Source organism: Oceanispirochaeta sp., assembly GCF_027859075.1.
In the GTDB taxonomy this organism is placed as follows: Bacteria; Spirochaetota; Spirochaetia; order DSM-2461; family DSM-2461; genus Oceanispirochaeta.
In genome coordinates, this window is the sequence record NZ_JAQIBL010000038.1 from 1 (window position 1) to 24,104 (window position 24,104).

A 24,104-nucleotide genomic window follows, 5' to 3' on the forward strand; every position below is an offset into this window, starting at 1 on the left:
GAAAGATCAAGCTGACCGCCGAGGATCTGATCATCAGCCGGATACGGGATGTGGCAGGGATGTACGCCCGAGCCTGCGGATTTGGAAAGTGTTGCTGATTTTGTTTGAATTATAAATAAAAAACCCCGGGCGAAGGCCCGGGACTTGGTATGAATGAAAATCAGTAAACTAAAGTGATTGCAGGAAGGACATCTGTTGAATCTATTTGCCAAGTTGGGTCGGTTCCTACAGGTCCTGCATCAAATGACGATGTTGCCTCTATCCATTCTGCGCTTACCTTAAGAAATGTGTTAGGACCTTCAGCAAAGGTGATTTCCATTCCTGTACCAAAGGCAGCAGGAGCAGCAATACTTTCATAATCAGAAACATTGTCGTCCACATAGATTACGACATCCTCCCCGGAGAAGATGAGGAGCATTTCCCCTGTGAGAGTTATTCCTGTCTGGACATCATAATAGGGGTCAAAAGTGACTATATATCCGTCAGTTATGGTGGTGTAGGATAAACCGGAAGCTGATCCTCCCATATCAAGGATATTATAAGCATTTTCCAGAGCCTGAAATGTCAAGTTTGCCAGGAAACCTGTATCATAGCTGGCATTCGGTACTGAAACATCGTAGTTGGAATCTACTTCAGTACCGCTCCATGTACCGGTATAGATATCTGAGCTTCCCGGATCATCATCTACCATGACCCAGTTTCCTGATGCTGTCGCGACGGGACTGCTCCCCACCGGCTCAATAATTGTGCCTGTTCCACTTGGTCTGTCTGCTATTGTACTCGTCATTGACAGGGAGTTGTCGGAACGGCTCATGATAAAGGAACCTGATCCACTCTCCTCTCCCGCATAGGTTCCGTAGAAAGATGTCGCTGTCAGGGTCCCGTTCCAGACGCCCCAGGCATCTCCGCCGAAGGTTCCGGTAAATAACCTGATACTGCTTTTCTCACTATCTGTTGCTGATACTGCAGAAGCTGATCCGGTTGCAAGAACTGTTGTTTCATCCGCGGCATAGAGTTTGACTGTGCCGCTGAATCCGGCTGTTTCGGTATAGGTCCCGCTGAATACAAATTTTAATCCGTTCGAAGTATTTTTTGCAAAGATATCCAGGGCTCCTGTCGAGTAGTCGTACAGCCCGCCGACGATATAATCAGCACTCATATAGCGTATCTTTCCACTCACACTGACGGTTGAAGCCCTGGCTCCGGCAGCTATATCCCCAAATTGCAGATCCATAACCGCAGCCTCTCCGTTATCCAGAGCAACTGTTCCCATCAGGTTCTCAGGCGGTGGTATGGTATTTGCAAGTTCGTCATTTACAGGTTCGTCATCTACAGGTTCATCTGATGAAGAGCCGTCACTGCAGCTGGTGAATGCAAGTATCAAGGCAAGAAAGATCAGCATAAGGGAATTAAAAAATAATTTCATATACATCCTCGCTTCTTTGAAAAATATCAATTATTATACTATATTTAAACATATAAGTAAATGTTTGTTTTTTCTTAAGTCAGGAATAATTAACCCTGTTCTGCAATGGGAACTCCTATTGTTTTCTGTATTGCCCATGAGGTTATTAATATTCATTACACTTTGATGGAGGGCTTTTTGTGGACCAGCTGCAGCCGGATAAATATAATCTCAAGGAAATCAGATCAGTTATGCCTTTTCGATTCCTCGACAAAATCAGGATGGGTGATCTTCTGAATCTCTCCCAGGTACAGTACTATGAAGAAGGGGAGATCATCATATGCCAGGGGGATGTGAACCAATCTTTCTACAGCATACTTTCGGGTAGTGTCAAGGTGACAGCGAACAGGGGTTCTGATGGAGGAGAGAGTTATATCTGCACCATCGGCAAGGGAGAAATCTTCGGGGAAGCAGGAATGTTTCTGAAGGTACCCAGAACGGCCAATGTGATCTGCGCCTCACAGGCGGAAGTTGTTATGATCACCAGGCGGAACCTGCTGCAGTTTATAAAAATATTCCCCATGGAGGGGAATAAGGTTCTCATGATGATCATCTTCAGCCTCCTCAGAAAGCTGAAGGAGTCCAATCAGGAGTTGGCTTATGAAAGAAAGGATAATGCCTCACAGGATGATATCGATGCCCTTGTGAATGATATGCTCGGTTAATAGTCCGTAAATGAGGAAGAATAGAAGACCATACCGTCAATATCAAGAATCCCTCCTGCGACGCTATATTGTTTGTTCTCTCTTGTGACCAGACCGGAGAGGTACTCATAATAGACGGGATTGTCCTGATAATCCTGAATCGATTCGACAGGTAAATAGCTGCCTTCCGGAGCCACAGGCATAAAAACATCTTCTCCCAAGAGATCGGAATACTCAATATTGTCATAGTCATAATTAAAGACATGGGTTGTCACAATATACATTGAACCGTTTAGCGGATCAGCTTTGATAAAACCTTTGTGAGATTTATACAAACCGATGGATGGATACTGGGTATAAGATTCGTAGGTTGTATCGGTTATAATTAATACATCCGTACCATCGTATCTACCAGGTGAAAGATCCCAGACTCCCGCATAATCCTCATCTGTGGTGGGGCCGAGTTGATTGGAGCAGGAGAATATCAGGAATGTGGTGAGAAAAAGACATAAATTACGGTAAAAATGCTTCAAAAGGAACCTCCTGAAAAGGGGATGCATGCTTATTATACCATCATCCCTGGTTTCAGGTCCAATACCTCTGTCTATAAAATATTAAAAAACTCCGTCGGGCAGGAAGGATCAACTGGACCGACGGAGACAACCGGGAATCGAAACCGGAGGACTTTATTGTGCTCCCGAATTTCGTTCCTGGCAAGTCCTAATATTCCAAAAAGCAAAAGTCTTTCAACATTTACGGATGGACGATTCCTTTAAGATAATCATGATCGTTCATTTTCTTTAGAGTTTCCAGAAGCCCCTGCAAATTTGTCTTGTGGGTGAACATCTTTTCGAGTCCGAGTGCTTCATGGCGTTCCAGGATTCCAAAAGCTTTATTGAAGGCCGCAGGATGGTTGGCACTCATTCCCAGAATTCTTGCATGCTTGCTGCACACCAGTCTGGCCGGGTCAAAAGAGACCTCACGCCCCTGATTGACCATGTTGCCAACTTCAACAAAAGTACCCATACGCCGCATCATTTCCAGGCCGTCAACAAAGGTATCCACATTGTTGGAGCATTGGATGACAACGTCGGCTCCACCCGAGGTAAGATCTCTGACCTTGTCTATCCGCTCCTGCCGGCTGTACTGGTGATAATCGATGATATGATCGGAGGCGGCAATCTCTTTGGTCAGGCGTAAGCGAGTTTCCCGGCTACCGATCATGATGACCTGACGGGCCCCCATGAGTCTTGCCAACAGGGCAGAGAGAACTCCAACCTGACCCGAACCTATGATGACCACTCTGGAGTCTGTGGTCAGTCCTGCTTCCATGATTCCAGGTCCTGTCAGGGTAAGCTCAAGGGCTCTCATGGCCACGGCCATGGGGTCCAGGAGGACGGCGATGTCGGAGGGCATAGAATCAGGTACCTTCCAGACATAGGTTTCGGGGAAAACATAGACGTATTCGGCAAAGCCTCCCATGAAGTAAGGCCAGTTACTGATGTTGGAGCTGATGGTTTCTTTTCCTTCCAGTCCCAGTTTGGAGTAGGGGACACCGTAGACGAAGGAGTTGTCGCAAACAGTGCAGGTTCCGGGTCTGCTCGACAGACATCCGGCACATTTTCCACAGGTTATCCAGGGATAAAGCACTATGCGGTCACCCTCCGAGAGAGGTCCGCCGAAAACATTCAGACTCTTGTTGGCCTTGGAGCCCATGGAGACGATTGTCCCGGTTACTTCATGGCACATGATGGCCGGGTAGGGTGGATTATCCTGGATGAGATGTCCATCGGTACCGCAGATTCCTGCGGCCTCTACTTTTAGCAGAAGGCCGTCCTCTCTGACTTCCGGGATGGGCAGCTCCTGGATTTCTATATTGTAGCGGCCCTTCCATATGGCGGCTTTTCCTGTTTGGCTCATAATTGACTTCCTTTAGGGGATGGATCATTTTATTATCCCCCTCACTCAGGGCTCTGTCAATTATTACCTTTAATGGCCAGTACTGCATTCTGGCCACCGAAGCCGAAGGAGTTTGTCAGGGCTGCCGAGAATTTGACTTCCCTTGCCGTGTTGGGAACTGTGTCCAGAGGACAGTCCGGATCGGGGGTGTTCTGATTTATCGTGGGAGGGATTATTCCATTGTATAGGCTTAGTACTGTGGCTGCGGTTTCGATGGCTCCGGCTGCTCCCAGGGTGTGTCCTATCATGGATTTGTTGGAGCTGACCGGTATTTTGGAGGCTTTCTCTCCAAATACATTTTGAATGGCCCTTGATTCGGTCCGGTCATTGGCCTGGGTGGATGTTCCGTGGGCATTGATGTAGCCGATATCTTCAGGCTTGAGTCCTGCTTCGGCCATCGCCAGTTCCATGGCTCTACCCGACCATTTCCCATTCTCTTCAGGAGCGGCAATGCTGGAGGCATCGGCGGTCATGCCGATTCCCGCCAGGCAGGCATAGATTCTGGCGCCCCGTTTCTCGGCATGGCTTCTTCTCTCCAAAATCAGAGCCGCGGATCCTTCTCCGATGACAAAACCATCTCTGTCTTTATCAAAGGGACGGCTGGCTCCCCGGGGATCATCATTCCGGGAGGACAGGACTCTCATACAGCTGTAGGAATCTACCACAAGGGGAGTGATGGTCGATTCGGTTCCTCCGGCGATCATCACATCCGCCTGGTTCAGTCTGAGGATCTGTATGGCCGAGGCGATGGAGTGAACTCCTGTGGCACAGGCCGAGAGAACTGCCATATTGGGGCCGTGGAGTCCCAGTTCAATGGCTATATTTCCAGCAGCCATATTAGGTATGATCCTGGGTACTGCCAGAGGATGGCCTTTTCCCGGTCCTTTTTCCGCGAGGATGGAGAACTGTTTTTCCAATATTTCATAATCTCCGGCAGCAGAGCCCATGATACATCCTGCTCTGACAGGATCAATCGTCGTGAGATCCAGATGGGCATCCCTGACGGCTTCGAGGGAGGCACATACGGCAATCTGGGAGAATCGGGACATCTTGCGGGCATTCTTTTTTTCCATAAAATCCGAGGCTTTGAAGTCCTTGAGCTCACAGGCAATGGTTGTGGCGAAACCCTCGGTTACAAAAGCCCCGATGGGAGCAGCTCCGGACACTCCGGAAATCAGATTTTGCCAGAAATCTTCCTTGTTCAGACCTATGGATGTTATGGTTCCGATTCCAGTTACGACAATATCTTCATTCATAATCATTGCAGTACTCCTTAATTCTTTTATTTTGACAGAATGCATGAAATTGTCAATGTACAGGACTAGTACATATTGACTATTTTTGACATCATCTGTTAAAACGTCAGAATAACATTTACTCTTTTAAAATGATCCGGTAATATCGGAGTGATATTTCAGAAGAGAATATATTGAGGAGTCTGTCGTGAACTATCCAAAAATAATACAAGGCGGTATGGGTATTGCCGTTTCAAACTGGTGTCTGGCCCGGGAAGTCGCCTTGGCTGGTCATTTGGGGGTCATCTCAGGAATTGCTCTGGATGGTATTTTGGCCAGACGGCTGCAGGATGGCGATCCCGGCGGACATATGAGACGGGCCCTTAAGGCTTTTCCTTTTCAGGAAACGGCCAAACGGATACTGGACAAGTATTTTGTTCCTGAAGGATCAGGTAAAAAATATGTTCAGGTTCCCATGTTTACAGTCAAAAACAATAACCACCTGGATGAACTGACTGTGGCGGCCAACTTTACAGAAACATACCTGGCTAAAGAAGGTCATCCCGGACATATCGGTGTGAATTATCTGGCTAAGGTTCAGCTGCCTACACTCTCTTCCATATATGGTGCCCTCCTGGCGGGAATTGATTATGTCATCGTTGGTGCAGGAATCCCTCTTGAAATCCCGGGCATACTGAAGCGTCTTTCTGAAAATAAGGATGCTTCTTTAAGACTCAGTGTTGAGGACGCAGACAAGACTGAAAGTTTCTTTTCCCACTTTGATCCGGCGGCCCTTTTTGGAGCCAAACTCCCCTCCTTGAAAATGCCTCGTTTTCTGCCCATTGTTTCGTCCAATTTTCTGGCGACCATGATGACCAAGAAAGCATCAGGACCAATTGATGGTCTCATCATTGAGAACCACAATGCCGGAGGCCACAATGCTCCTCCCCGAGGAAAACTGACCCTGGATGAAGCAGGGGAGCCCGTGTACGGTGACAGGGATGCGGTCGATACAGAAAAACTGAAAGAACTGGGACTCCCCTTCTGGCTGGCCGGATCATTCGGGACTCCCGGCGGACTCAAGGCCGCCTTAAAGGCGGGAGCTGCGGGTATTCAGGTTGGTTCGGCCTTTGCTCTGTGCCGGGATTCCGGGATTTTTCCTGAACTGAGAAAAAAAATCATTGCCGCTGTGAAGAAGGGAGATAGTTCTGTATTCACCGATGCTGAGGCTTCTCCTACAGGATTTCCTTTCAAAGTATTAAAACTCAAAGATACCATTGCTGAAAAATCTGTGTTTGAAATGCGGAAGAAGATCTGCAATCTGGGCTATTTGAGACATATCTATAAAAAAGAAGACGGCAGCCTGGGATACAGATGTTCTGCCGAAGCTAAGGAAAGCTTTGTCATGAAGGGGGGAGACCCTCAGGAAGCGGATCAGAACAAATGCTGTTTGTGTAATGCCCTGTATGCTACGGTCGGACTGTCTACAAGCTATGCCGACGGGAGTATTGAGAAACCCCTTGTGACACTGGGGTCCCACCTGGATACATTGAAAGAACTTGTTCAGACAAAAATAGACTTTACAGCCCGGGATGTGATTGATTACATCATGAATGGGAAATCAGAACCGGCTACACAATCCTGATAGTGTGGTCCGGTTCTTTTAATAAAAAGACTTTAACGGTCGACTCTGGCGCCGCCGCCTCCGACGATCTTTTCAACCTCTGCCAACGTGGCCATGGTTGTATCTCCGGGGGTGGTCATGGCCAGTGCACCGTGAGCCGCACCGTAATTGACGGCTTTATCTGCATCATTGAAGGTGATAAATCCATAGATCAGGCCGGAGGCAAAGCTGTCTCCCCCACCCACCCGGTCCATAATTTCAAGTCCGGGTCTGTGCTGTGCCTCATAGATTGTCCCGTCATACCAGGATATGGCTCCCCAATCGTTGACCGTGGCTGATTTGACGCCTCTCAGGGTTGTCGCTGTGGCCTTGAAGTTGGGGAATGCTGCTGTGGCTTTGTTGATCATTTTCTTGAAGCTGTCTGTTTCCAGTTCCCTCAGATTATCATCTGTTCCTTCCACCTCAAAGCCCAGACAGGCCGTGAAGTCTTCTTCATTTCCAATCATCACATCCACATATTTTGCTATTTCTCTGTTCACTTCCTGGGCCTTGGCTTCACCGCCTATGGCTTTCCACAGGGAGGGGCGGTAGTTCAAGTCGTAGGAGATGATGGTTCCATACTTCTTGGCTGCCTTCATGGCTTCGATGACGACTCCGGGTGTGGTCTCAGAGAGGGCTGCGAATATTCCGCCTGTGTGAAACCACTGAACTCCCTGGGAAAAAATTCCTTCCCAGTCGATGTCCCCTTCTTTCAGCTGGGAGACAGCCGTATTGCCTCTGTCTGAACAACCGACGGCTCCTCTGATGCCGAATCCGCGTTCTGTGAAGTTCAGGCCGTTTCGGGTATCCCGGCCGCAGCCGTCGTATTTATCCCATTTGATGTAGGAGGTATCCACTCCGCCCTGGAGGATCAGGTCTTCTACCAGACGTCCTACAGGGTTGTCAGCCAAAGCGGTGACAACAACGGCTCTTTTACCGAAACAGCGTCTCAGTCCCCGGGCAACATTGTATTCACCGCCGCCTTCCCAGGCGGTAAACTGCCTTGCTGTATGGATTCTCCCTTCACCGGGATCCAGGCGAAGCATCACCTCTCCCAGGGACAGGATGTCATATCTGCACTCGGATGCAGGTTTAATAATTAATTTTGACATGGTTTTCTCCTTTTATAAGAACGTTCTACCAGAATGTACTAACAGAGCCATTACATGGCTCTGGTGGTTTTCTAGTATAGGCCTAAGGGCCTAAGGGTATGTTCTACCAGAGTCCTGACAGGACTCTGGTGATTTGTATGATTAGGCCTAAGGGTATGTCCTACCGGAGCCATAACATGGCTCCGGTGGTTTTCTAGTATAGGCCTAAGGGCCTAAGGGCCTAAGCCGAAGGGTATTTTGCTGCCAGTTCAACAGCTTCTTTGACGATCTTGGCAATCTTGTCCCAGCTGCCGGATTCAATGTCCGCCGCTTTTCCAACCCAGGTGCCGCCGGCACAGGGGACTTGAGGAATAGAGAGATAGTCTCCCAGGTTGTCGGTGTTTACGCCGCCTGTAGGCATGACATTGATTCCCATGTGCTTATAGGGACCGATGAAGTTGGCCAGCATTTTGGTACCGCCCATGGCTTCGGCCGGGAAAAACTTGACCATTCTGATGCCGAACTGCATGATCTGCTCCAGCTCGGAGGGGGTACAGAATCCGGGGAAGAAGGGATAGCCCGACTTGACGGCTTCTGTCACTATCACGGGATTAAAGCCAGGGGCTACCGCAAACCGGGCGCCAGCATCGAAGGCTCTGTGAAGGTCTTCGATTGTGAGGACTGTTCCGGCTCCCAACACCAGTTCGGGAAACTGCCGGGCCGCTTCTTTGATGATCCCTTCGGCAGCCTTGGTTCGGAAGGTGATTTCGGCTGCTTTGAGACCGCAATCATTTAAGACTTTGCACATCCTGATGCCGTCTTCCACCTTTTCGATGGCCAGAACGGGAACGACTTTAACCTTTCCCAATGCCTGAACAACAGCATCGCATTTTTCTTTGTATTCACTCATTCTATACTCCTTGAGTTCGTTGTGAACTCGTTGTTTCAATAGTCCTACTTTATCATGACTTCCTAAAATGAAACAGGGTTTTAAAAACTGAAAATGTAAATTTAATTATTTTTTATCTGGTCTTTACGGAGTAATCTGGTCCAGAGTCGGTCTTCAAATCTATCAAGATTCTCTGCTGCCTCCACATATTCGACTTGTGCAAAATCTAAATCCTCGGAGGCCTTGAAGTCTTGGGCCATCGTCTCGGTCAGGCAAAGGAGGGAGAGAATAAGGGCATATGTTATTTTCATACTTACATTTTAATGGTTTCGGGCTGGTTTTGCCTTTCTTTTGTACCTATGACCTTTTGCAACATTGAAGGGAAAGAATCTGCTTGACAATCGGGGTCTGGTGTTTTAAAACACTAAAAGGGCCTGGGGTGACTCGTATAACCCGGGGCTGGAATCTATTTTAATTATTAATGGAGAAACTCATATGCTAAATAAAATACCAAAAATCCTCTCACCCGAACTGGTTAAGATTTTGATGGAAATGGGTCATGGTGATGAAATCATCATTGCTGATGGAAATTTTCCCTCAGCCAGCTGTGCTCAGCGCCTGGTCAGGGCCGATGGTCTCAGCGGTACGGACATTCTGGATGCGGTGCTGGAACTCTTTCCTCTGGACCCCTACGGTGAGGAAGCCCCGGTTTCTCTGATGGAAATTGTTCCCGGGGATACGGTAGAGACTCCCATATGGGATGAATACAAAGGCATTGTCAAAAAGCATAATGCTTCTTTCAAGGATTTCAACTTTATCGAGCGCTTTGAATTCTATGAAAGAGCCAAAAAAGCATTTGCTGTTATTGCCACAGGAGAAGGTGCTTTGTATGCTAATGTGCTGATTCGTAAAGGGGTCGTCGTCGACTGACCCTCAAAGGGAAGGTTTCAATGGGATTATCACTGCCGCGTATTCTGATCCTGGATACAGGTGGAACCATCAGTCAGACCGCTAGTGCTGATGGTTCTCTTGTTCCCTGTTCTACCGATTACATCGAGATGGTTCCCCGTCTTCATGATATTGCCCGGCTGGAAGTCCTGCGTCTGGAGAGGATGGACAGCAGCGATATGACTTCAATCCTCCGGATGGAGATGGCCCGGCTCATATACGAGAATTACGACGGTTTTGACGGATTTGTGGTGATTCACGGAACTGATACCATGGTGGAAACAGCAGCCGCCCTGAGTTATATGGTTCAAAACCTGGGGAAACCCGTGGTTCTGACGGGGGCGCAGCTGCCTATTTTTGCACCCGGTCCGGACGGCCTCAATAATCTGTATTACTCAGTTAAGGCGGCTTCCATGGATCTGGGAGAGGTGGTTATCTGCTTTGGAGACCGCATCCTCCGGGGAAACCGGAGCATTAAAGAGAATGTGCATGGCTTTAACGCCTTTCATTCCTTTCGGGTTCCCCCTCTGGGGGAGCTGGGAGTCTCTGTCCGTCTTCTGGACCACCGCATCCCCCGCAGTACTTCCCGGCCCTGTTTCTTCTCTTCCCTGAATTCCGGGGTTCTCTACCTTCCCATGACTTCCGGCAGTTCCATATCCCTTTTGGAGGGTCTTCAGGATTATCCTGGTCTGGAGGGTCTCATTCTGGGAGGTTTCGGTTCGGGTAATCTGCCGGCTCATGAAATTCCCGCCTTAAAAAAGATCCTGTCCAGGGGCATCCCCGCTCTGGTCATCACCACCTGCCTGAAGGGGCATACCATACTTTCCCTCTCTGGGGCGGGGCGTAAGGTTTCTGATGCAGGGGCCCGGGAGGGGTTTGTTCTTACGGCCGCGGCAGCCCTGCAGAAGATGATGTATGCCCTGGGACGGGTCGGCATGGAACAGCCCGGTTTCACGGGGCATAAGCGAATGGATGCGGTTTACCGCCTGTTGGTTGAACCTGTGGGATGTGATCTGGATAAATCACTGCTCCCGCTGGTATGAAGCATTCTCCGGGGCGAGTCGATGGGAAAGGTTTCCTGTCATCATCATCCCTGCTGAGCCGGGGTTGCTGTGTCAAAACGAGAAAAAACCACTCTTCCACAGGGAATGAAAGTAATTCCGCCTGGTGTCCAGTATAATCATATTTGAAGGATCTTTCTTTGATCTTATTCCTGTGTTTAGTCACTGGCTTTTTCCTGATGGAGATTTGAGATGTCTGACATGCCCGGATTCTGACTTATGATGCTGCCCCGGGCATGGTATAGTTTGGATGAATACAGTCCTGTTCAACAGAGTTATAAATAACCGGAAACAATGGGATCGAAATTGAGGGAGTTTCCAATGAATACAGTACTGATAAAACAGTGCAGCCGTGTGTTTCAAAGTGCTGCCAAAGGGGTCTTGAAGGATTCGGATATTCTGATTGAAGGGAATATCATTAAAAAGATAGGACAGAATCTGGATGTTCAGGCCGACAGGGTCATTGATGGGCGGGGGAGGGTTGTTATCCCCGGGCTGGTCAATTCGCATCACCACTTTTACCAGACATTTACCCGCAATCTTCCGGCTGTTCAGAATGCTGAACTCTTTGAATGGCTGGTATATCTCTATGATATCTGGAAGCATCTGGATATAGAATCGGTTTACAACTCCTCCCTACTGGCCATGGGAGAACTTTTAAAGACAGGCTGTACATGCGCCACAGATCATCATTATCTCTATCCCCGTGACATTGACGGGGACATCATGGCGACTCAATTTGCCGCCGCGGACAAGCTGGGAATGCGCTTTTCTCCAACACGGGGGTCCATGTCGTTGAGCAAAAAAGACGGGGGCCTGCCTCCGGATACGGTTGTTCAGGATGAGAAGACGATTCTCAAGGATTCTGAGAGGGTCATCAAGGCTTATCACGATCCGGATGACTTCTCCATGAAGAAAATTGTTCTGGCTCCGTGCAGCCCCTTTTCGGTTACCGAACAGCTGATGAAGGACTCTGCCGCCCTGGCCAGGGAGTACGGGGTGCGCCTCCATACCCACCTGGCGGAAACCAGGGACGAAAATGAGTTCTGCCTCCAGGTCTATGGCCGCCGGCCCCTGGAGGTCATGGCCGACTGTGATTTTCTGGGGGAGGACGTTTTCTTTGCTCATGGAGTTCACTTCAATGATGAAGAGCTGGACCTTCTGGCCCATACAGGGACTCATATCGCCCACTGTCCCACTTCGAATATGCGTCTGGGATCCGGTATTTGCCGTGTGACCGAAATGATTCCCAGGAGTATAAATGTCGGTCTGGCCGTGGACGGGTCAGCCTCCAATGACTCCTCGGATATGCTGGGAGAAGTCCGGAACGCCCTGATGCTCCAGAGGGTTCATTACGGAGCGTCGGCAGTCACTACAGCGGATGTGCTCAAACTGGGTACAGAGAATGGAGCCCGCCTCCTTGGTTATGATAAAGTTGGACGTCTGGAAGAGGGAATGGCGGCAGATCTGGCCGTCTTCAATATGGATAAACTGGAGTATGCCGGTGCCTTGAGCGATCCAGTGGCGGCGTTGATCTTTTCCGGATACAATCATGAAGCAGAATACACCATAGTCAACGGAAAAATAGCCGTAGACAAGGGAAAGCTGACGGCTGTGGATGAAGAGGAATTGAAAGATTCCTGCATGCGCCTGTCTGCAGAATTATGGAAAAAGGGAGGAGTTCAGCTATGAGCGGTATGTTTTTAAAACCTCTGACAATAAAAGAAGCTGTCACAATGAAAGCCGAGTATTCAGGGAGTCTATATCTGGGAGGCGGGAGTGAAATCAATAATCCTGCATCCATATCTCATGGAGAGGTCTATATCTCTTTGGAAGCCCTGAACCTGAAGGCCTGTGTGAAGGGGAATCATACTTATATTCTGGGAGGAAGTACGACCTTTCAGGAACTGATTGACTGGGATGAATGCTACCCCCCTTTGAAAGAAGCAGCCTTGTTTTTGAGCTCACGGAATGTCCGGAACCAGGCAACATTGGGTGGAAATATAGGTGCTCATCTGCCTGATTCCTATCTGGTCCCCATCTTGATGGTTCTGGATGCAGATTTGGAGCTGGGCACAGAGGAAATAATTCCCCTGTCCAGGTATATCGAAGAAGACAGGCATGATCTTATCATCAATGTGCGCTTTGCCCATAACAAGGGTCATGGCGCAGTTAAAAATATTCTGCGGAGCGCGGGGGGGCTTTCTGTTCTTTCCGCTGCCGTATCCCTTCAGACAGACCAGGGGAAGATTATAAAGGCTGCCATCGCCGTCAGCGGCCTGGGTGAGAAAATTACCAGGCTGACGAGTGTGGAGGAGGCTCTTATCACAGGACATGTCAAACCCGGCAACGAGCTGGAAGAGGCCGTTAAAAAAGCCGTTACTGCAAAAAGTGATCTGAAGGGGTCGGCGGAATATAAAAAAGAGCTCTGCGCTGTCATCGTTCAGGACTGTGTAAACCGCTGTCTGGAGGCTTCAGCATGAAGATTGAATTTATATTAAACGGAAGAACACTCTATACGAATGTGGATGACTTTCAGAATGCACAGGTATTCCTGACCCAGCAGGGGATGATCTCAGTCCGAGACAGTGATCATCATGCAGGATTCACCGGCAGCGATACCATCCTCCTGGATGGGAAACCCGTCAATGCGGGACTTCTGGTCGCCGCTCAGTTGGACGGACATTCCGTCGAAACCGGAGAATCCCTGTCGGGTGTCAATAAAATGGGATATCTCCAGGCGGCTCTTGTCGATGCCGGTGCCGTCCAGTCGGGCTACAATGCTCCTGCCTCGGCTCTTATCCTGAAGGAACTGCTGGAGCGTATTGAAAAACCGACGGATTCAGATATCCGGGACGCTTTTTCCGGCCTTTTTGTCCGGGATTACGGTTATATCCCTCTTTTCAAAGCGGTAGAACTGGCTCTGGAATACCGGGATGACCCCGATTTTGCCCATGGCTCAGCCAAAACTAAGATTGCTCCCGAGTTCCGGGAAGACCTCCGGGACGTGGGAACACCACGCCGCAAGGTGGACGGTGCCCAGCTGGTGATGGGACGCAAAGCCTATGTGGAGGACCGGGTTGAACCGGGCTCCCTGTATATGAAGCTCTTAAGGAGCAGTTTTGCTCATGCCTATATCACGAAAATTGATACTTCCATGGCCGAAAGCCTCCCCGGTGTCGTATCCATCGTGACCCATGAAAACTGTCCGGATGTCTATTATGGATCGGCCGGTCAGGGATTTCCCGAACCCTCTCCCTATGATAAGAAGATGTTCAATCAGAAAATCAGGCATCACGGTGACAGAATCGCCGCTGTCGTGGCCGAAACCGAGCAGATTGCTCTGGATGCCATCGCTCTGATTCATGTGGAATATGAAGCTCTGCCAGTGATTCGCTCCATCGAAGAAGCTAAAGCAGAGGGAGCTCCGATTGTTCAAAACGGATGGATAGAGTACGTCGCAGGCGCTCCTGATGATCTGGAAGAACAGAATAAGGGAGCCGATCCCAGAGATGGAAGAGTCATCTATCAGTTTCCCATTGGCGGAAACCCGCGAAAGAATATTGCTGCTTCCGTAGATGGCGGTATTGGAGATGTGGAGGCTGCTTTTAAGGACTCTGATGTAGTCCTGGAGAGGGAGTATGAGTCCTCTCAGATTCAGTGTACACCATTGGAACCTCATGTTGTTTATACAAAAATGGAAGGGGACCGCCTGGTCATTCATGCGTCCACCCAGGTTCCCTGGCACCTCCGGCGCATCGTGGCCCTGGTGCTGGGAATCAAGGAAAATAAGATCCATGTCATCAAGGAACGGGTCGGTGGAGGATACGGCTCCAAGCAGGATATCCTGTTGGAAGAGCTGGCTGCCTGGGTTACCTGGCAGACCGGAAAGTCCGTATTCTATCAGTACTCCCGCAAAGAGGAGTTTATTGCCTGCACCACACGGCATGTGATGAAAATCAAGGTGAAAATCGGTGCCAAAAAAGACGGAACCATGACGGCTATCGACATGACCGTCGAAGCCAACACAGGGCCTTTCGGGAACCATTGTCTCACTGTGCCTATGAACGCCTGTTCCAAGTCGCTGCCACTTTTCCTCTGTGATCATTTTCACTTTGATGTAACCACATACTACAGCAATATCCCTCCAGCCGGTGCCTACCAGGGATACGGTGCTCCCAAGGGTTCCTATGCCCTTCAGATGGCCGTGGCCGAACTGGCCGAAGCGCTGGGAATGGATCCCCTGGCGCTGATCGAAAAAAACAGAGTTCGAGAAGGGTCCATGCTGGATATTCTCAAGTGTCTGGGTGAAGGACGGGAAGGCAAGGCAGCCCCTGTCATCAGCTGCGGTCTCGACGGTTCCCTTAAAAAGGGGGCTGAACTGATTGAGTGGGGAAAGAAGGTAGAATCGGCAGATCCCGATGTCAAAATCGGCAAGGGTGTTGTTATTATACAGCAGGGTTCGGGTCTGCCTGGACTGGATCACTCCAATGCGGAGGTCAAACTTTTAACCGACGGGACCCTTTTAGTCCGTTCAGGTGGAGCCGATCTGGGTACGGGTCTTGATACGGTTTGTGTGAAGGTCGCCGCTGAGGTTCTGTGCTCCCCTATGAATGACATTGCCATCCGTTCCGGAGACTCGGATACCACCAGTTTCGACACTGGAGCCTATGCCTCCAGCGGTACCTACTTTTCCGGAAATGCCGCCCTGAAAGCCGCAGAGGATCTTAAGGTCAAGATCTTGAAGGCCGCCGGTGAAATGCTGAATGAACCTGTCGAGAATCTAGTTCTGGAATACCCCTCTCTTGTCAAAGGGAAAAAAGGTCAGGTCAGTTTTGAGGAGATATCCCGTGACAGCCTCACAGGGGAGGGACGAGGCCAGCTCATCGGGTCAGCCTCATATACCACCGAGGATTCGGCCTTTCCCTACGGGGCCCATTTCTGTCAGGTGGCAGAGAATATCCGCAGCGGGGCCGTAAAGATACAGAAATACTATGCCCTCCAGGACTGTGGAACTCCCATTAATCCTGAATTGGCTCTGGGACAGATCTATGGCGGCGTGATGAAGTCCATCGGCCATACCCTGTATGAAGAGATGGTCTTTGATGAAAGGGGGCGCTGTATAAACCCGGATCTCAGAAGTTACGGTGTCCCCATGATGGGTGATGTGCCCGAGGATTTTCAGGCACACATGGTCTTTACGGATGATCCCTTCGGGCCATTCGGAGGAAAGTCTATCTCCGAGATTGCGGTTAACGGAGCAGCCCCTGTGATTGCCAATGCTATCCATGATGCCTGTGGTGTGTGGATTCGCTCCTGGCCTCTCACACCTGAAAAGATATTAAAAGGTCTGGGAAAGATCTGATACAATCCCCTGTCGGAGCAGGGGTTTTTTTTACTCCGATTTTCGGTAGCTCAGAATAGCCCAGGCATTGAAGAACAGGGCAAATCCCGAGAGAGCGGCCAACTGGACAAGGAGATCACTGAAATGACTGCCCTTGAGATAGACCTGACGGAGCACTTCGATCATATACCGGAGGGGGACAAAGAGGCTGAAGTACTGGGCCCATTGTTCCATGCTGCTGACGGGTGTATACAAACCGCTGAGAAAAATAAAGGTGATGATAAAAAAGAACATCATAAACATGGCCTGCTGCAGGGTCTTCCCGTAATTGGATATAACCAGGCCGAAGCCGGAGATTCCCAGAATAAAGATGGATGCAAACAGATAGATCGTCGCCAGTGAACCTTCGGGCGTCAGGGAGTAGAAAACTCTGGCAATGCCGAAACAGAGGGTCAGCACCACAAAGCCGATAATCCAGTAGGGGATCAGTTTGGAGAGGATCAGGATAAAACGACCCACCGGGGTGACATTGATCTGTTCCAGTGTCCCTTTCTCTTTTTCTCCCACAATGTTCAAGGCAGGAAGAAAGCCGCAGATCATGGTCAGAAGCATCACCATCAGAGCGGGGACCATAAACACGGGGTATCTGAGGTAGGGATTGAAACGGTAGCGGGGTATGATTTCCACGGGAGATGGAAGGAACAAGTCAGGACCCTTTGATGCCTGGCTCAACTCTGTGTTGAAGTCCCTGATGATGGCCGAGAGGTAGGATGTACCCAGGGCTCCTTTTGTTCCGTTCACTGCATTCGCAGAAATATTCAGATCCGCAACATTTTCTTTGAGCAGCCTTGTTTCGAATCCCGAGGGGATGATCAACAGCGCATCTGAACGGTCCAGCTCTATCGATTTCATGGCATCATCATAGCTCTCTGTTAAATCGGAAAGAATGAAATATCCCGAGGCGGTGATTTTCTGAATCAGCTTGCCCGACAGAAGGCTGTGATCATGGTCTATGATCTCCAGATTAATATTTTTGACCTCAAAGTTGGCCGCCAGGGGAAGGAAGAGAAGAACCATCAGTGGAAAACCTATAATCATTCTGGGCAGAAAGGAATTCCTCTTCATCTGTTTGAACTCTTTTTCAATTAAATATTTCAGCATTATTTATTTCTCCTTACCGAAGCTGGTTTACAGCTTCGGAGACTAATCACTCGAGGCCTAAGGGGCAGTCACTACCAGCGCAATACCCTTCGGCCTTTACTTTTTGATTACCCGGGCAATAACATTGCCCGGGTAGGTATATACAACATTGCCCTGGTGTCCCCTCTCTCGAGGCCGAAGGGTTACTCCAGTCTCAATTTGAATCTTTTCAGGCTGACCGTGATCAGGACCAGGGCCATCAGGGATAACACTGCCAATTCCCTGACAATGGATGAGAACCCAAGACCTTTGATCATGATGTTCTTTGCCGCCACGATGTACCACTTGGCCGGAATGATCTGGGCAACCCACTGAAGGGCCAGGGGCATGTTTTCTATGGGGAACATCATTCCCGACAGATACATGGCAGGCATCATCAGGGCCATTCCCGACAGGAGAAGGGCCATGACCTGAGACGTGGCTACCGAGGAGATGAGAAGCCCGATGGACAGGGAGACAAAGATATAGATCAGTGACACCGTCAGGAGAGCCGGGATACTTCCGGCTATGGGTACTTTAAGAAGGAACACAGCAAACAGAATGATTGTGAGAAGATTGATGCAGGATAGAAAAAAGTAGGGGACCGCCTTGGAGAGTATGATCAGCAGAGGCTTCATGGGGGATACCAGGAGGATCTCCATGGTACCGGATTCTTTTTCCCTGGCGATCGAAATGGAGGTCATCATGGCGCAGATCAGCATGATCACCATACCCATTACTCCGGGTACAAAATTATAGGCACTCTTCATCTCAGGGTTGTAAATCAGCTTTGTGATGATATTGATTTGATGGGAGATCCTGCCCGGAGGAGCTGCTGTTTTCTCCTGGAGCAGCCCGGATATGATGGCCGTGGCATAGTTGGTCATGGTCACCGCCGTGTTCGGGTCCGAGCCGTCGGCAATAAGCTGTATCTGAGCACCCCCCCGGAGTGTGGTGGAGGAAAAATCCTCAGAAAATACAACCACCAGGGCAGAATTGTCGCTCTGGAACTCTTTTTCAATCTCCAGGGGTGAATCCAGAATCCCGGAGATGGTGAAATACTCGCTGGATTCCAGTTTCCGGACGATCTCTTCTGTCATGCTGTCTCTGGAGGGATCATAGATGGACACCCTGACATTCTTCACCTCCGTCGAGAGGGCATATCCGAAGAGAATCAGCATCAGTACAGGCAGGACCAGCAGGATGATCATGGTCCAGGTATCCCGGAAAATATGGTGAAACTCTTTTTGAATAAAGGCGATAAATTGTTTCATTCTTTAATCTCCCGCTCTGACGGCAGTTCTGGCCAGAGTCTGAAAAACGGCATCCATAGAGTCGCAGCCGTACTGGTTTTTGAGGTTTCGGGGACTGTCCATCGCACTGATCCTGCCGTCGACCATGATGGAGACTCTGTTACAGTATTCCGCCTCATCCATGTAATGGGTGGTGACAAACACGGTGATTCCCCGGGCGGAAGCATCATAAATCAGTTCCCAGAACTGCCGCCTGGCGGCGGGATCCACACCTCCGGTGGGTTCATCCAGAAAGACCAGTTTCGGCTCATGAAAGATGGCCACGGAAAAAGAGAGTTTCTGTTTCCAACCCAGAGGAAGGGCCTTGACCAGGGTGTCTTTTTCTTCCAGAAATCCCAGACTCCTCAGCATCTCCTCTGTCCGGGGGGCTATTTCCTTGTTTTTGACACCATAGATTCCGGCAAAGAGGCGGATGTTCTCTTTCACCGTCAGGTCTTCATAGAGTGAAAATTTCTGGCTCATATAGCCGATGTTTTTCTTGATTTTTTCTGTCTCTCTGTATATGTCAAACCCGGCGACAAGCCCCGTGCCGGAACTGGGAATGCTCAGGCCGCAGAGCATGCGCATGGCTGTTGTCTTGCCCGCACCGTTGGCGCCGAGGAATCCGAAGATCTCCCCTTTTTCAATGGCAAAGCTGATATGATCCACCGCTGTGAAATGACCGAACTTCTTGGTCAGGTTTTCTGCCGTAATAACGCTCATGTTTGTTCTCCCGGACCGGACAGATCCATAAAACAGTCTTCTATCCCTGCTTCAATGGGGGATAGATCGATGTTTTTATGTCCCTTTTTTTTGAGGAATTCTACAATCCTTTCACTCTTTAACCCTGTCTGATCAAAACTGATGTGGTGGGAATCACCAAAGGCGAAGCAGCTTATGATTTCCGGGATTTCTCTCAGATCTTTGAGCAGCGGGTACATGGAGTCGCTGCGGACAGACATCAGGGTCCGGTCATACTGAGCGGTGATCTGATCCGGAGTATCCATCTTGAGGAAAGATCCCTGCTGCATCAGGGCAATCCTGTTGCAGCGTCCGGCCTCATCCATATAGGGTGTTGAAACGACGATCGTGATTCCATTGTTTCTTAGAGAGCCCAGCATGTGCCAGAACTCCGCCCGGGATACGGGGTCCACCCCCGTCGTGGGCTCATCTAAAAGTAGGATCTTCGGGAAGTGAATCAGGGCGCAGCAGAGAGCCAGTTTCTGTTTCATCCCTCCTGAGAGGGCCCCGGCCCGCCTTTTTTTAAAGGGCTCTATCTGGACATAAATGTCTTTGATCAGGTGGTAGTTTTCCTTGATACTCGTATTAAAGACGGTGGCAAAAAAGCTCAGGTTCTCTTCCACCGTCAGATCCTGGTAGAGGGAAAAACGCCCGGGCATATAGCCGATGTGCTTTCTGATGGTTCGGAAATCTTCGACGGCATCCAGACCGTCCAGGGTGATTTTTCCCTGGTCGGCCAGCAGCAGGGTGGCCATGATTCTGAAGAGTGTTGTTTTTCCCGCACCATCTGGACCTATCAGCCCGAAGATCTCCCCGGCCTCTACCTCGAAACTCAGGTCATTCAGGGCCATGAGAGGGCCGAAACTCCGGGTGATATTCTGTACGCTGATCATGGGATTACTCACCGAATTTGATTCCGCCATACATCCCGATTTTAAGGAAACCGTCATTAGGAACAGCCACCTTGACGGCATAGGTCAGATTGGCTCTTTCATCCCTGGTCTGCACGGTTTTGGGTGTGAACTCCGCCTTATCGGAGATCCAGGTCAGCTTTCCGGTGGCGGTTTTGTATTCCCCCACTCCCAGGTCTGAGAGGATGGTGACCTTCTGACCCAGCTTGATACTCGTCAGCTGGCCTGCCGTGACATAGGCTCTCAGATACATCTGATCCAGATCGGCTATTTTGAAGAGGGCCTTTCCCGCAAGGGCGAGTTCTCCTTTCTCTGCATACTTCACCAGGACCGTGCCACTGATGGGACTGGTGATCCTTCCCTTCCTGATCTGATCTTCGAGCTGGGCAATCTGGCTGTCCATGGCGGCAAGCTCATTGCTGATACCCCTGTTTCCATTCTGAAAAGAATGAATCTGGGCGTTCAGCTGTTTTTCCAGCGTGGCCAGCTGGGCGTTGATATCATCCAGCTGCTTGGTGTTCACCGCATCGGACTTTATCAAATTTTCAATTCGGATCTTCTCTTTCTTAACGGTCGCTATCTGCTGACTCAACGGGGCGGTCTGGATGTTTACATCCACAATTCTGGATTTCATGCTCTCTGCCGAAGCCTGGAGCTGCTCTTTTTTCAATGCCAGCTGTACCGTGTCGATCCGGCACAGTACGCTCCCTTCCTCAACCCTGTCTCCCTCGTGAATATCCAATTCCAGGATTTTACCGCTGGCCTCTGAGGATACAATCAGCTCCACCGCTTCAAAAGATCCAGAGGCATCGATCTCGACGTCTGCATTCCCGCAGGAGCTGAAGAAAAGAACCGCCAAAAGAAGGGCCGTAGTCGTGTATTTTTTCATGATTATTTCCTTATTCATTGCTTGTAAAGTTGAGGTCATATTGGGTCTGGAGCATCTGTATCTCATGGAGAGACTTCTTCTGTTGGGCCAGATTTTCTTCTGTAATTTCTTTGATCAGATCATTGACGGTCATCGTTCCGTTTTCAAGCTGAATTTCCGCATTTTTCTTGATGGCCCTCCGGAGCAGGATGATTTCATCATCCTTTTGGATCTGCTGTTTCAACCTTTCTATATTTGTCACTTGTGAGCTGATCTGGAGTCCCGTATTGTAGAGGAAGGTTTCTTCTCTGGTCTCTACACGCTGTTTCTCAATCTCCAGGGATTTCATATCACTCTGCTTTGTGTAAAAACTGTCCAATGACCAGTTCAGTCTGATACCTGTGAGATAAAAGGGGCTGAATGAATTGTCCAGCATATTCAGACCGGGCCTTCCGTATCCTCCCTGCACAAATGCATTGAGCCGGGGCATCGTGTTGGCCCGGATCATCTCTTTCTGGGCTTCCAATGTCTCTTTTTGAGCCTGATACAGGATCATTTCTGGGCGCTTGAATCCTGCGGCAGAGGAAGAATCTGCTGCGGTTTCCGGACGACTCAGTTCTATGCCCTCTCCCAGGGGTATTCCGGTGATCTGTGAGAGCATCATCCGGTAGGAACTTATTCCAAAAGCCAGGTCTGTTTTTGTCTGCTCCGCCTTCAGCTGCTCCACCCGGAGGGTATCCAGGTCGGAAGCCTTAGCCATACCAAAGTTGTAGAGGGATAATACACGGGTGTAGTTTGTTGCCAGATCCGCTATCAGTAGGGCATTCTGTTTGAGCTGCTCTTCCAGGAGAAGAATCCCGAAATAGATCTGGTTGACCCTGCTCTTCAGGGAGTAGAGTTCAACATCCAGGATTTTTCTGTCCACTTGAGAGGAGGCATTGATTATCTGTTTCCGGGAAGAAGTCCTCCCCCCGTCCCAGAGGGGCTGATTCAAATCAAGGAGAATCTGATACTGATCTTTAGACATCTCTTCCATTGAGACTCCAGGCAGGGAGAGGGGGAAGGCTGTGACTTCAGACTGATAAGATGCCTTACCCGACAGGGTCAAACGGGGCATATACATCGTATTGGCTCCGTCCAGAGAGAAGTTCCGGGCTTTTTCTATCAGCCCCGACTGTCGTATCGAGGGATAGAGCTCCAGAGCTTTTATCTGGCACTCTTCCAGGCTTATCTGGGCATGAAGGGAGGCTCCTATCATCAATGCCAATCCTAGTAAAAACTTTTTTTTCATAGTTTCCTCTTTTTTCTGGTGTCAGGCTGTTCAGAATTATTTCAATGTTTTGCTTTTTTCTTTTCCGGGCATATTCTCTGAACTTTTCCTTTTTTAAATCAAGGACTTCCTTCAGGATCGGATGGAGTAAAAAGACCGAAATATTAAGAGATAAAATTGTGATGAACAGTTCCAGAGTCTCCATTTTTCGGATTTTCCCCTCTTGTATGGCCTTTTTCATATCAGAATCCAGGCGGCTGTATACATTTGTTGCCATGGGGGCAAACTTCTCCTTCAGTATTCCGATCCTTGATGGATTTGTTGTCATCTCATTCAGAATAAAGAAGGGAAGGCGGGAATTGACTGAAATAAGTTCAAAATGATTATCAATAATCCTCTTCAATTTCTCTTCGAAGGGAAGATCCATGTTGCCTATATCTTCAAAAACAGTAAGGAACGCTTTAATCTTCCTTTCAAATATGGCCTGGAAAAGCTTCTCTTTAGTCCTGAAGTAGTAATGCACCAGTGTCTGGTTGCAGCCGGCTTTTTTAGCAATTTCAGTGGTTGAAGTGGATGCGGACCCTTTCTCCATGAAGAGATCTTCCGCCGATTCGATGATGAGCTGCTCCATCTGTTTGTGTTCTTTTGGACTCATGGGATCATCCTTGTTAATACGTGTATTTAATAGGTCTATTAAATACACGTATTAGATGTTTGTCAAGAGCCGGTTTCCCTCCTGATTTATTTTAAATGTCAGAGGGCTGCTCATTTTGATATTTGAAAATGTGTGGTTCAAAGACTATCCTTGTGATTGAGATGAAATATCAGGAGAGTCAAATGACAGTTGATGAAAGAAATAGACTTATTGCTTTATATAAAGAAGGTCCGGAAAAATTAAGGATTTGTTTAAGTACTATTCCTGTTGAAGCCTTCGAGTATAAACCGGGTCCTGAGCGTTGGAGCATTCATGAGATCGTTGTGCATATCATTGACTCTGATCTTAACTCACTCATGCGTTTTAACGGTACTATTGCCGAGGCTGGCCGCGAACTTCCTGTTTATAATCAGGAACTCTGGGTCGCAAAATTATTTACACCCCAGAAAACTGTTCCTCTTTGCCTGAACCTGCTTGAGGCTTTCAGAGAGTATAACGGGATACTCCTGGACTCTGTTAAAGAAGGGGACTGGAAGAACTCAGTTGTCCATCCTGAACGAGGGGTTATAACGTTGGAAAAGGTATTGCAAATGTATACAAATCATATCCATGATCATATAAAACAGATTGAAAAGACCCATGATACATGGCAGAAACAGCAAAGAGGTGAGTATGTCGATCCTGATAGATCTTTGATCTATATCTGATTATATCAGAAAAAAAGGGCAATCCCTCAGGAATGCCCTTTTGCATCAAATATTTCAAAAATTAGATAAACATATTGGTCTGGGAATCATCGGCGGCGCCCAGGAAGGAAGCTACTCCTCCGATTTCAACACCCTCCATCAACTCTTCCTCGGCAACGCCCATCACGTCCATGGACATCTGG

Annotated in this window: 22 protein-coding genes; 8 read left to right on the top strand and 14 right to left on the bottom strand. The window is 49.0% G+C overall.

Features of this window, described 5'->3' with window-relative positions; all coding sequences use genetic code 11:
• Positions 1-160 precede the first annotated feature (160 nt).
• Positions 161-1,426, bottom strand: coding sequence for a hypothetical protein (locus tag PF479_RS02200; RefSeq protein ID WP_298001787.1), 1,266 nt, complete (start codon positions 1,424-1,426; stop codon positions 161-163).
• Between the two features lie 179 nt (positions 1,427-1,605).
• On the opposite strand from PF479_RS02200, the gene PF479_RS02205 reads away from it, so the two are divergent.
• Positions 1,606-2,130, top strand: coding sequence for a cyclic nucleotide-binding domain-containing protein (locus PF479_RS02205; RefSeq protein WP_298001789.1), 525 nt, complete (start codon positions 1,606-1,608; stop codon positions 2,128-2,130).
• Here PF479_RS02205 and PF479_RS02210 read toward each other — a convergent pair.
• The 3 genes from PF479_RS02210 to fabF all read right to left on the bottom strand — a co-directional run bounded on the left by PF479_RS02210 (position 2,127) and on the right by fabF (position 5,330).
• Positions 2,127-2,642 carry a hypothetical protein gene (locus PF479_RS02210; RefSeq protein ID WP_298001791.1) on the bottom strand — a complete coding sequence of 172 codons (516 nt, stop codon included), beginning with the start codon at positions 2,640-2,642 and terminating at the stop codon, positions 2,127-2,129. The two genes, PF479_RS02205 and PF479_RS02210, sit on opposite strands and share 4 nt — an antisense overlap.
• A gap of 220 nt (positions 2,643-2,862) precedes the next feature.
• Positions 2,863-4,029: an alcohol dehydrogenase catalytic domain-containing protein gene (locus PF479_RS02215; RefSeq protein WP_298001793.1), complete on the bottom strand. Its 1,167-nt coding sequence runs from the start codon at positions 4,027-4,029 to the stop codon at positions 2,863-2,865.
• Between the two features lie 56 nt (positions 4,030-4,085).
• Complete coding sequence (gene fabF, locus PF479_RS02220; protein WP_298001795.1) at positions 4,086-5,330, bottom strand: beta-ketoacyl-ACP synthase II; 1,245 nt, start codon at positions 5,328-5,330, stop codon at positions 4,086-4,088.
• A 181-nt stretch (positions 5,331-5,511) separates the two neighbouring features.
• Here fabF and PF479_RS02225 point away from each other — a divergent pair, with 181 nt between their 5' ends.
• Entirely contained in the window at positions 5,512-6,948 is a 1,437-nt protein-coding gene (locus tag PF479_RS02225; protein ID WP_298001797.1) for a nitronate monooxygenase, read from the top strand.
• A gap of 32 nt (positions 6,949-6,980) precedes the next feature.
• Here PF479_RS02225 and PF479_RS02230 read toward each other — a convergent pair whose 3' ends face one another.
• Positions 6,981-8,078 (bottom strand): sugar kinase, encoded by a 1,098-nt coding sequence (locus PF479_RS02230; RefSeq protein WP_298001799.1) that lies wholly within the window; start codon positions 8,076-8,078, stop codon positions 6,981-6,983.
• 220 nt (positions 8,079-8,298) lie between these two features.
• Positions 8,299-8,967: a bifunctional 4-hydroxy-2-oxoglutarate aldolase/2-dehydro-3-deoxy-phosphogluconate aldolase gene (eda, locus tag PF479_RS02235; RefSeq protein WP_298001801.1), complete on the bottom strand. Its 669-nt coding sequence runs from the start codon at positions 8,965-8,967 to the stop codon at positions 8,299-8,301.
• A 474-nt stretch (positions 8,968-9,441) separates the two neighbouring features.
• Here eda and PF479_RS02240 point away from each other — a divergent pair, with 474 nt between their 5' ends.
• From PF479_RS02240 to PF479_RS02260, 5 genes are all read left to right on the top strand, one after another.
• Positions 9,442-9,876, top strand: a complete 435-nt coding sequence (locus PF479_RS02240; RefSeq protein ID WP_298001803.1) for an RbsD/FucU domain-containing protein — start codon at positions 9,442-9,444, stop codon at positions 9,874-9,876.
• A 20-nt stretch (positions 9,877-9,896) separates the two neighbouring features.
• Positions 9,897-10,937, top strand: a complete 1,041-nt coding sequence (locus tag PF479_RS02245; protein WP_298001805.1) for an asparaginase — start codon at positions 9,897-9,899, stop codon at positions 10,935-10,937.
• Positions 10,938-11,276: 339 nt separating this feature from the next.
• The gene (locus tag PF479_RS02250; RefSeq protein WP_298001807.1) at positions 11,277-12,647 is read left to right on the top strand and encodes an 8-oxoguanine deaminase; all 1,371 of its coding nucleotides are present in this window, start codon (positions 11,277-11,279) and stop codon (positions 12,645-12,647) included.
• Entirely contained in the window at positions 12,644-13,438 is a 795-nt protein-coding gene (locus PF479_RS02255) for an FAD binding domain-containing protein (RefSeq protein WP_298001809.1), read from the top strand. The genes PF479_RS02250 and PF479_RS02255 overlap by 4 nt, the downstream gene beginning before the upstream one ends.
• Positions 13,435-16,320, top strand: a complete 2,886-nt coding sequence (locus PF479_RS02260) for a molybdopterin-dependent oxidoreductase Mo/Fe-S-binding subunit (RefSeq protein WP_298001811.1) — start codon at positions 13,435-13,437, stop codon at positions 16,318-16,320. Before PF479_RS02255 ends, PF479_RS02260 begins: the two co-directional genes overlap by 4 nt.
• Before the next feature lie 30 nt (positions 16,321-16,350).
• Here PF479_RS02260 and PF479_RS02265 read toward each other — a convergent pair whose 3' ends face one another.
• The 7 genes from PF479_RS02265 to PF479_RS02295 form a co-directional block, all read right to left on the bottom strand.
• The gene (locus PF479_RS02265; protein WP_298001814.1) at positions 16,351-17,460 is read right to left on the bottom strand and encodes an ABC transporter permease; all 1,110 of its coding nucleotides are present in this window, start codon (positions 17,458-17,460) and stop codon (positions 16,351-16,353) included.
• 182 nt (positions 17,461-17,642) lie between these two features.
• Positions 17,643-18,752 carry an ABC transporter permease gene (locus PF479_RS02270; RefSeq protein ID WP_298001816.1) on the bottom strand — a complete coding sequence of 370 codons (1,110 nt, stop codon included), beginning with the start codon at positions 18,750-18,752 and terminating at the stop codon, positions 17,643-17,645.
• Positions 18,753-18,755: 3 nt separating this feature from the next.
• Positions 18,756-19,493, bottom strand: a complete 738-nt coding sequence (locus PF479_RS02275; RefSeq protein ID WP_298001818.1) for an ABC transporter ATP-binding protein — start codon at positions 19,491-19,493, stop codon at positions 18,756-18,758.
• On the bottom strand, positions 19,490-20,434 hold the full coding sequence (locus tag PF479_RS02280) for an ABC transporter ATP-binding protein (protein ID WP_298001820.1): 945 nt from the start codon (positions 20,432-20,434) through the stop codon (positions 19,490-19,492). The genes PF479_RS02275 and PF479_RS02280 overlap by 4 nt, the downstream gene beginning before the upstream one ends.
• Complete coding sequence (locus tag PF479_RS02285; RefSeq protein ID WP_298001822.1) at positions 20,409-21,311, bottom strand: efflux RND transporter periplasmic adaptor subunit; 903 nt, start codon at positions 21,309-21,311, stop codon at positions 20,409-20,411. Before PF479_RS02285 ends, PF479_RS02280 begins: the two co-directional genes overlap by 26 nt.
• 10 nt (positions 21,312-21,321) lie before the next feature.
• The gene (locus PF479_RS02290) at positions 21,322-22,500 is read right to left on the bottom strand and encodes a TolC family protein (protein ID WP_298001828.1); all 1,179 of its coding nucleotides are present in this window, start codon (positions 22,498-22,500) and stop codon (positions 21,322-21,324) included.
• Positions 22,382-23,215, bottom strand: a complete 834-nt coding sequence (locus tag PF479_RS02295) for a TetR/AcrR family transcriptional regulator (RefSeq protein ID WP_298001824.1) — start codon at positions 23,213-23,215, stop codon at positions 22,382-22,384. Before PF479_RS02295 ends, PF479_RS02290 begins: the two co-directional genes overlap by 119 nt.
• A gap of 182 nt (positions 23,216-23,397) precedes the next feature.
• Here PF479_RS02295 and PF479_RS02300 point away from each other — a divergent pair, with 182 nt between their 5' ends.
• Positions 23,398-23,922, top strand: a complete 525-nt coding sequence (locus PF479_RS02300) for a DinB family protein (RefSeq protein ID WP_298001826.1) — start codon at positions 23,398-23,400, stop codon at positions 23,920-23,922.
• A gap of 61 nt (positions 23,923-23,983) precedes the next feature.
• On the opposite strand, the gene PF479_RS02305 is transcribed toward PF479_RS02300, so the two are convergent.
• On the bottom strand, positions 23,984-24,100 hold the full coding sequence (locus PF479_RS02305; RefSeq protein ID WP_367277195.1) for a DsrE/DsrF/DrsH-like family protein: 117 nt from the start codon (positions 24,098-24,100) through the stop codon (positions 23,984-23,986).
• Positions 24,101-24,104: the final 4 nt, after the last annotated feature.

Bases quoted from the DNA above. Each gene is read 5' to 3' on its own strand.
- PF479_RS02215 (WP_298001793.1), bottom strand. From the start codon at position 4,029: ATGAGCCAAACAGGAAAAGCCGCCATATGGAAGGGCCGCTACAATATA.
- PF479_RS02280 (WP_298001820.1), bottom strand. From the start codon at position 20,434: ATGGCGGAATCAAATTCGGTGAGTAATCCCATGATCAGCGTACAGAAT.
- PF479_RS02260 (WP_298001811.1), top strand. From the start codon at position 13,435: ATGAAGATTGAATTTATATTAAACGGAAGAACACTCTATACGAATGTG.
- PF479_RS02285 (WP_298001822.1), bottom strand. From the start codon at position 21,311: ATGAAAAAATACACGACTACGGCCCTTCTTTTGGCGGTTCTTTTCTTC.
- eda (WP_298001801.1), bottom strand. From the start codon at position 8,967: ATGAGTGAATACAAAGAAAAATGCGATGCTGTTGTTCAGGCATTGGGA.
- PF479_RS02265 (WP_298001814.1), bottom strand. From the start codon at position 17,460: ATGCTGAAATATTTAATTGAAAAAGAGTTCAAACAGATGAAGAGGAAT.
- PF479_RS02300 (WP_298001826.1), top strand. From the start codon at position 23,398: ATGACAGTTGATGAAAGAAATAGACTTATTGCTTTATATAAAGAAGGT.
- PF479_RS02295 (WP_298001824.1), bottom strand. From the start codon at position 23,215: ATGAGTCCAAAAGAACACAAACAGATGGAGCAGCTCATCATCGAATCG.
- fabF (WP_298001795.1), bottom strand. From the start codon at position 5,330: ATGATTATGAATGAAGATATTGTCGTAACTGGAATCGGAACCATAACA.
- PF479_RS02270 (WP_298001816.1), bottom strand. From the start codon at position 18,752: ATGAAACAATTTATCGCCTTTATTCAAAAAGAGTTTCACCATATTTTC.
- PF479_RS02200 (WP_298001787.1), bottom strand. From the start codon at position 1,426: ATGAAATTATTTTTTAATTCCCTTATGCTGATCTTTCTTGCCTTGATA.
- PF479_RS02240 (WP_298001803.1), top strand. From the start codon at position 9,442: ATGCTAAATAAAATACCAAAAATCCTCTCACCCGAACTGGTTAAGATT.
- PF479_RS02275 (WP_298001818.1), bottom strand. From the start codon at position 19,493: ATGAGCGTTATTACGGCAGAAAACCTGACCAAGAAGTTCGGTCATTTC.
- PF479_RS02230 (WP_298001799.1), bottom strand. From the start codon at position 8,078: ATGTCAAAATTAATTATTAAACCTGCATCCGAGTGCAGATATGACATC.
- PF479_RS02255 (WP_298001809.1), top strand. From the start codon at position 12,644: ATGAGCGGTATGTTTTTAAAACCTCTGACAATAAAAGAAGCTGTCACA.
- PF479_RS02250 (WP_298001807.1), top strand. From the start codon at position 11,277: ATGAATACAGTACTGATAAAACAGTGCAGCCGTGTGTTTCAAAGTGCT.
- PF479_RS02305 (WP_367277195.1), bottom strand. From the start codon at position 24,100: ATGTCCATGGACGTGATGGGCGTTGCCGAGGAAGAGTTGATGGAGGGT.
- PF479_RS02245 (WP_298001805.1), top strand. From the start codon at position 9,897: ATGGGATTATCACTGCCGCGTATTCTGATCCTGGATACAGGTGGAACC.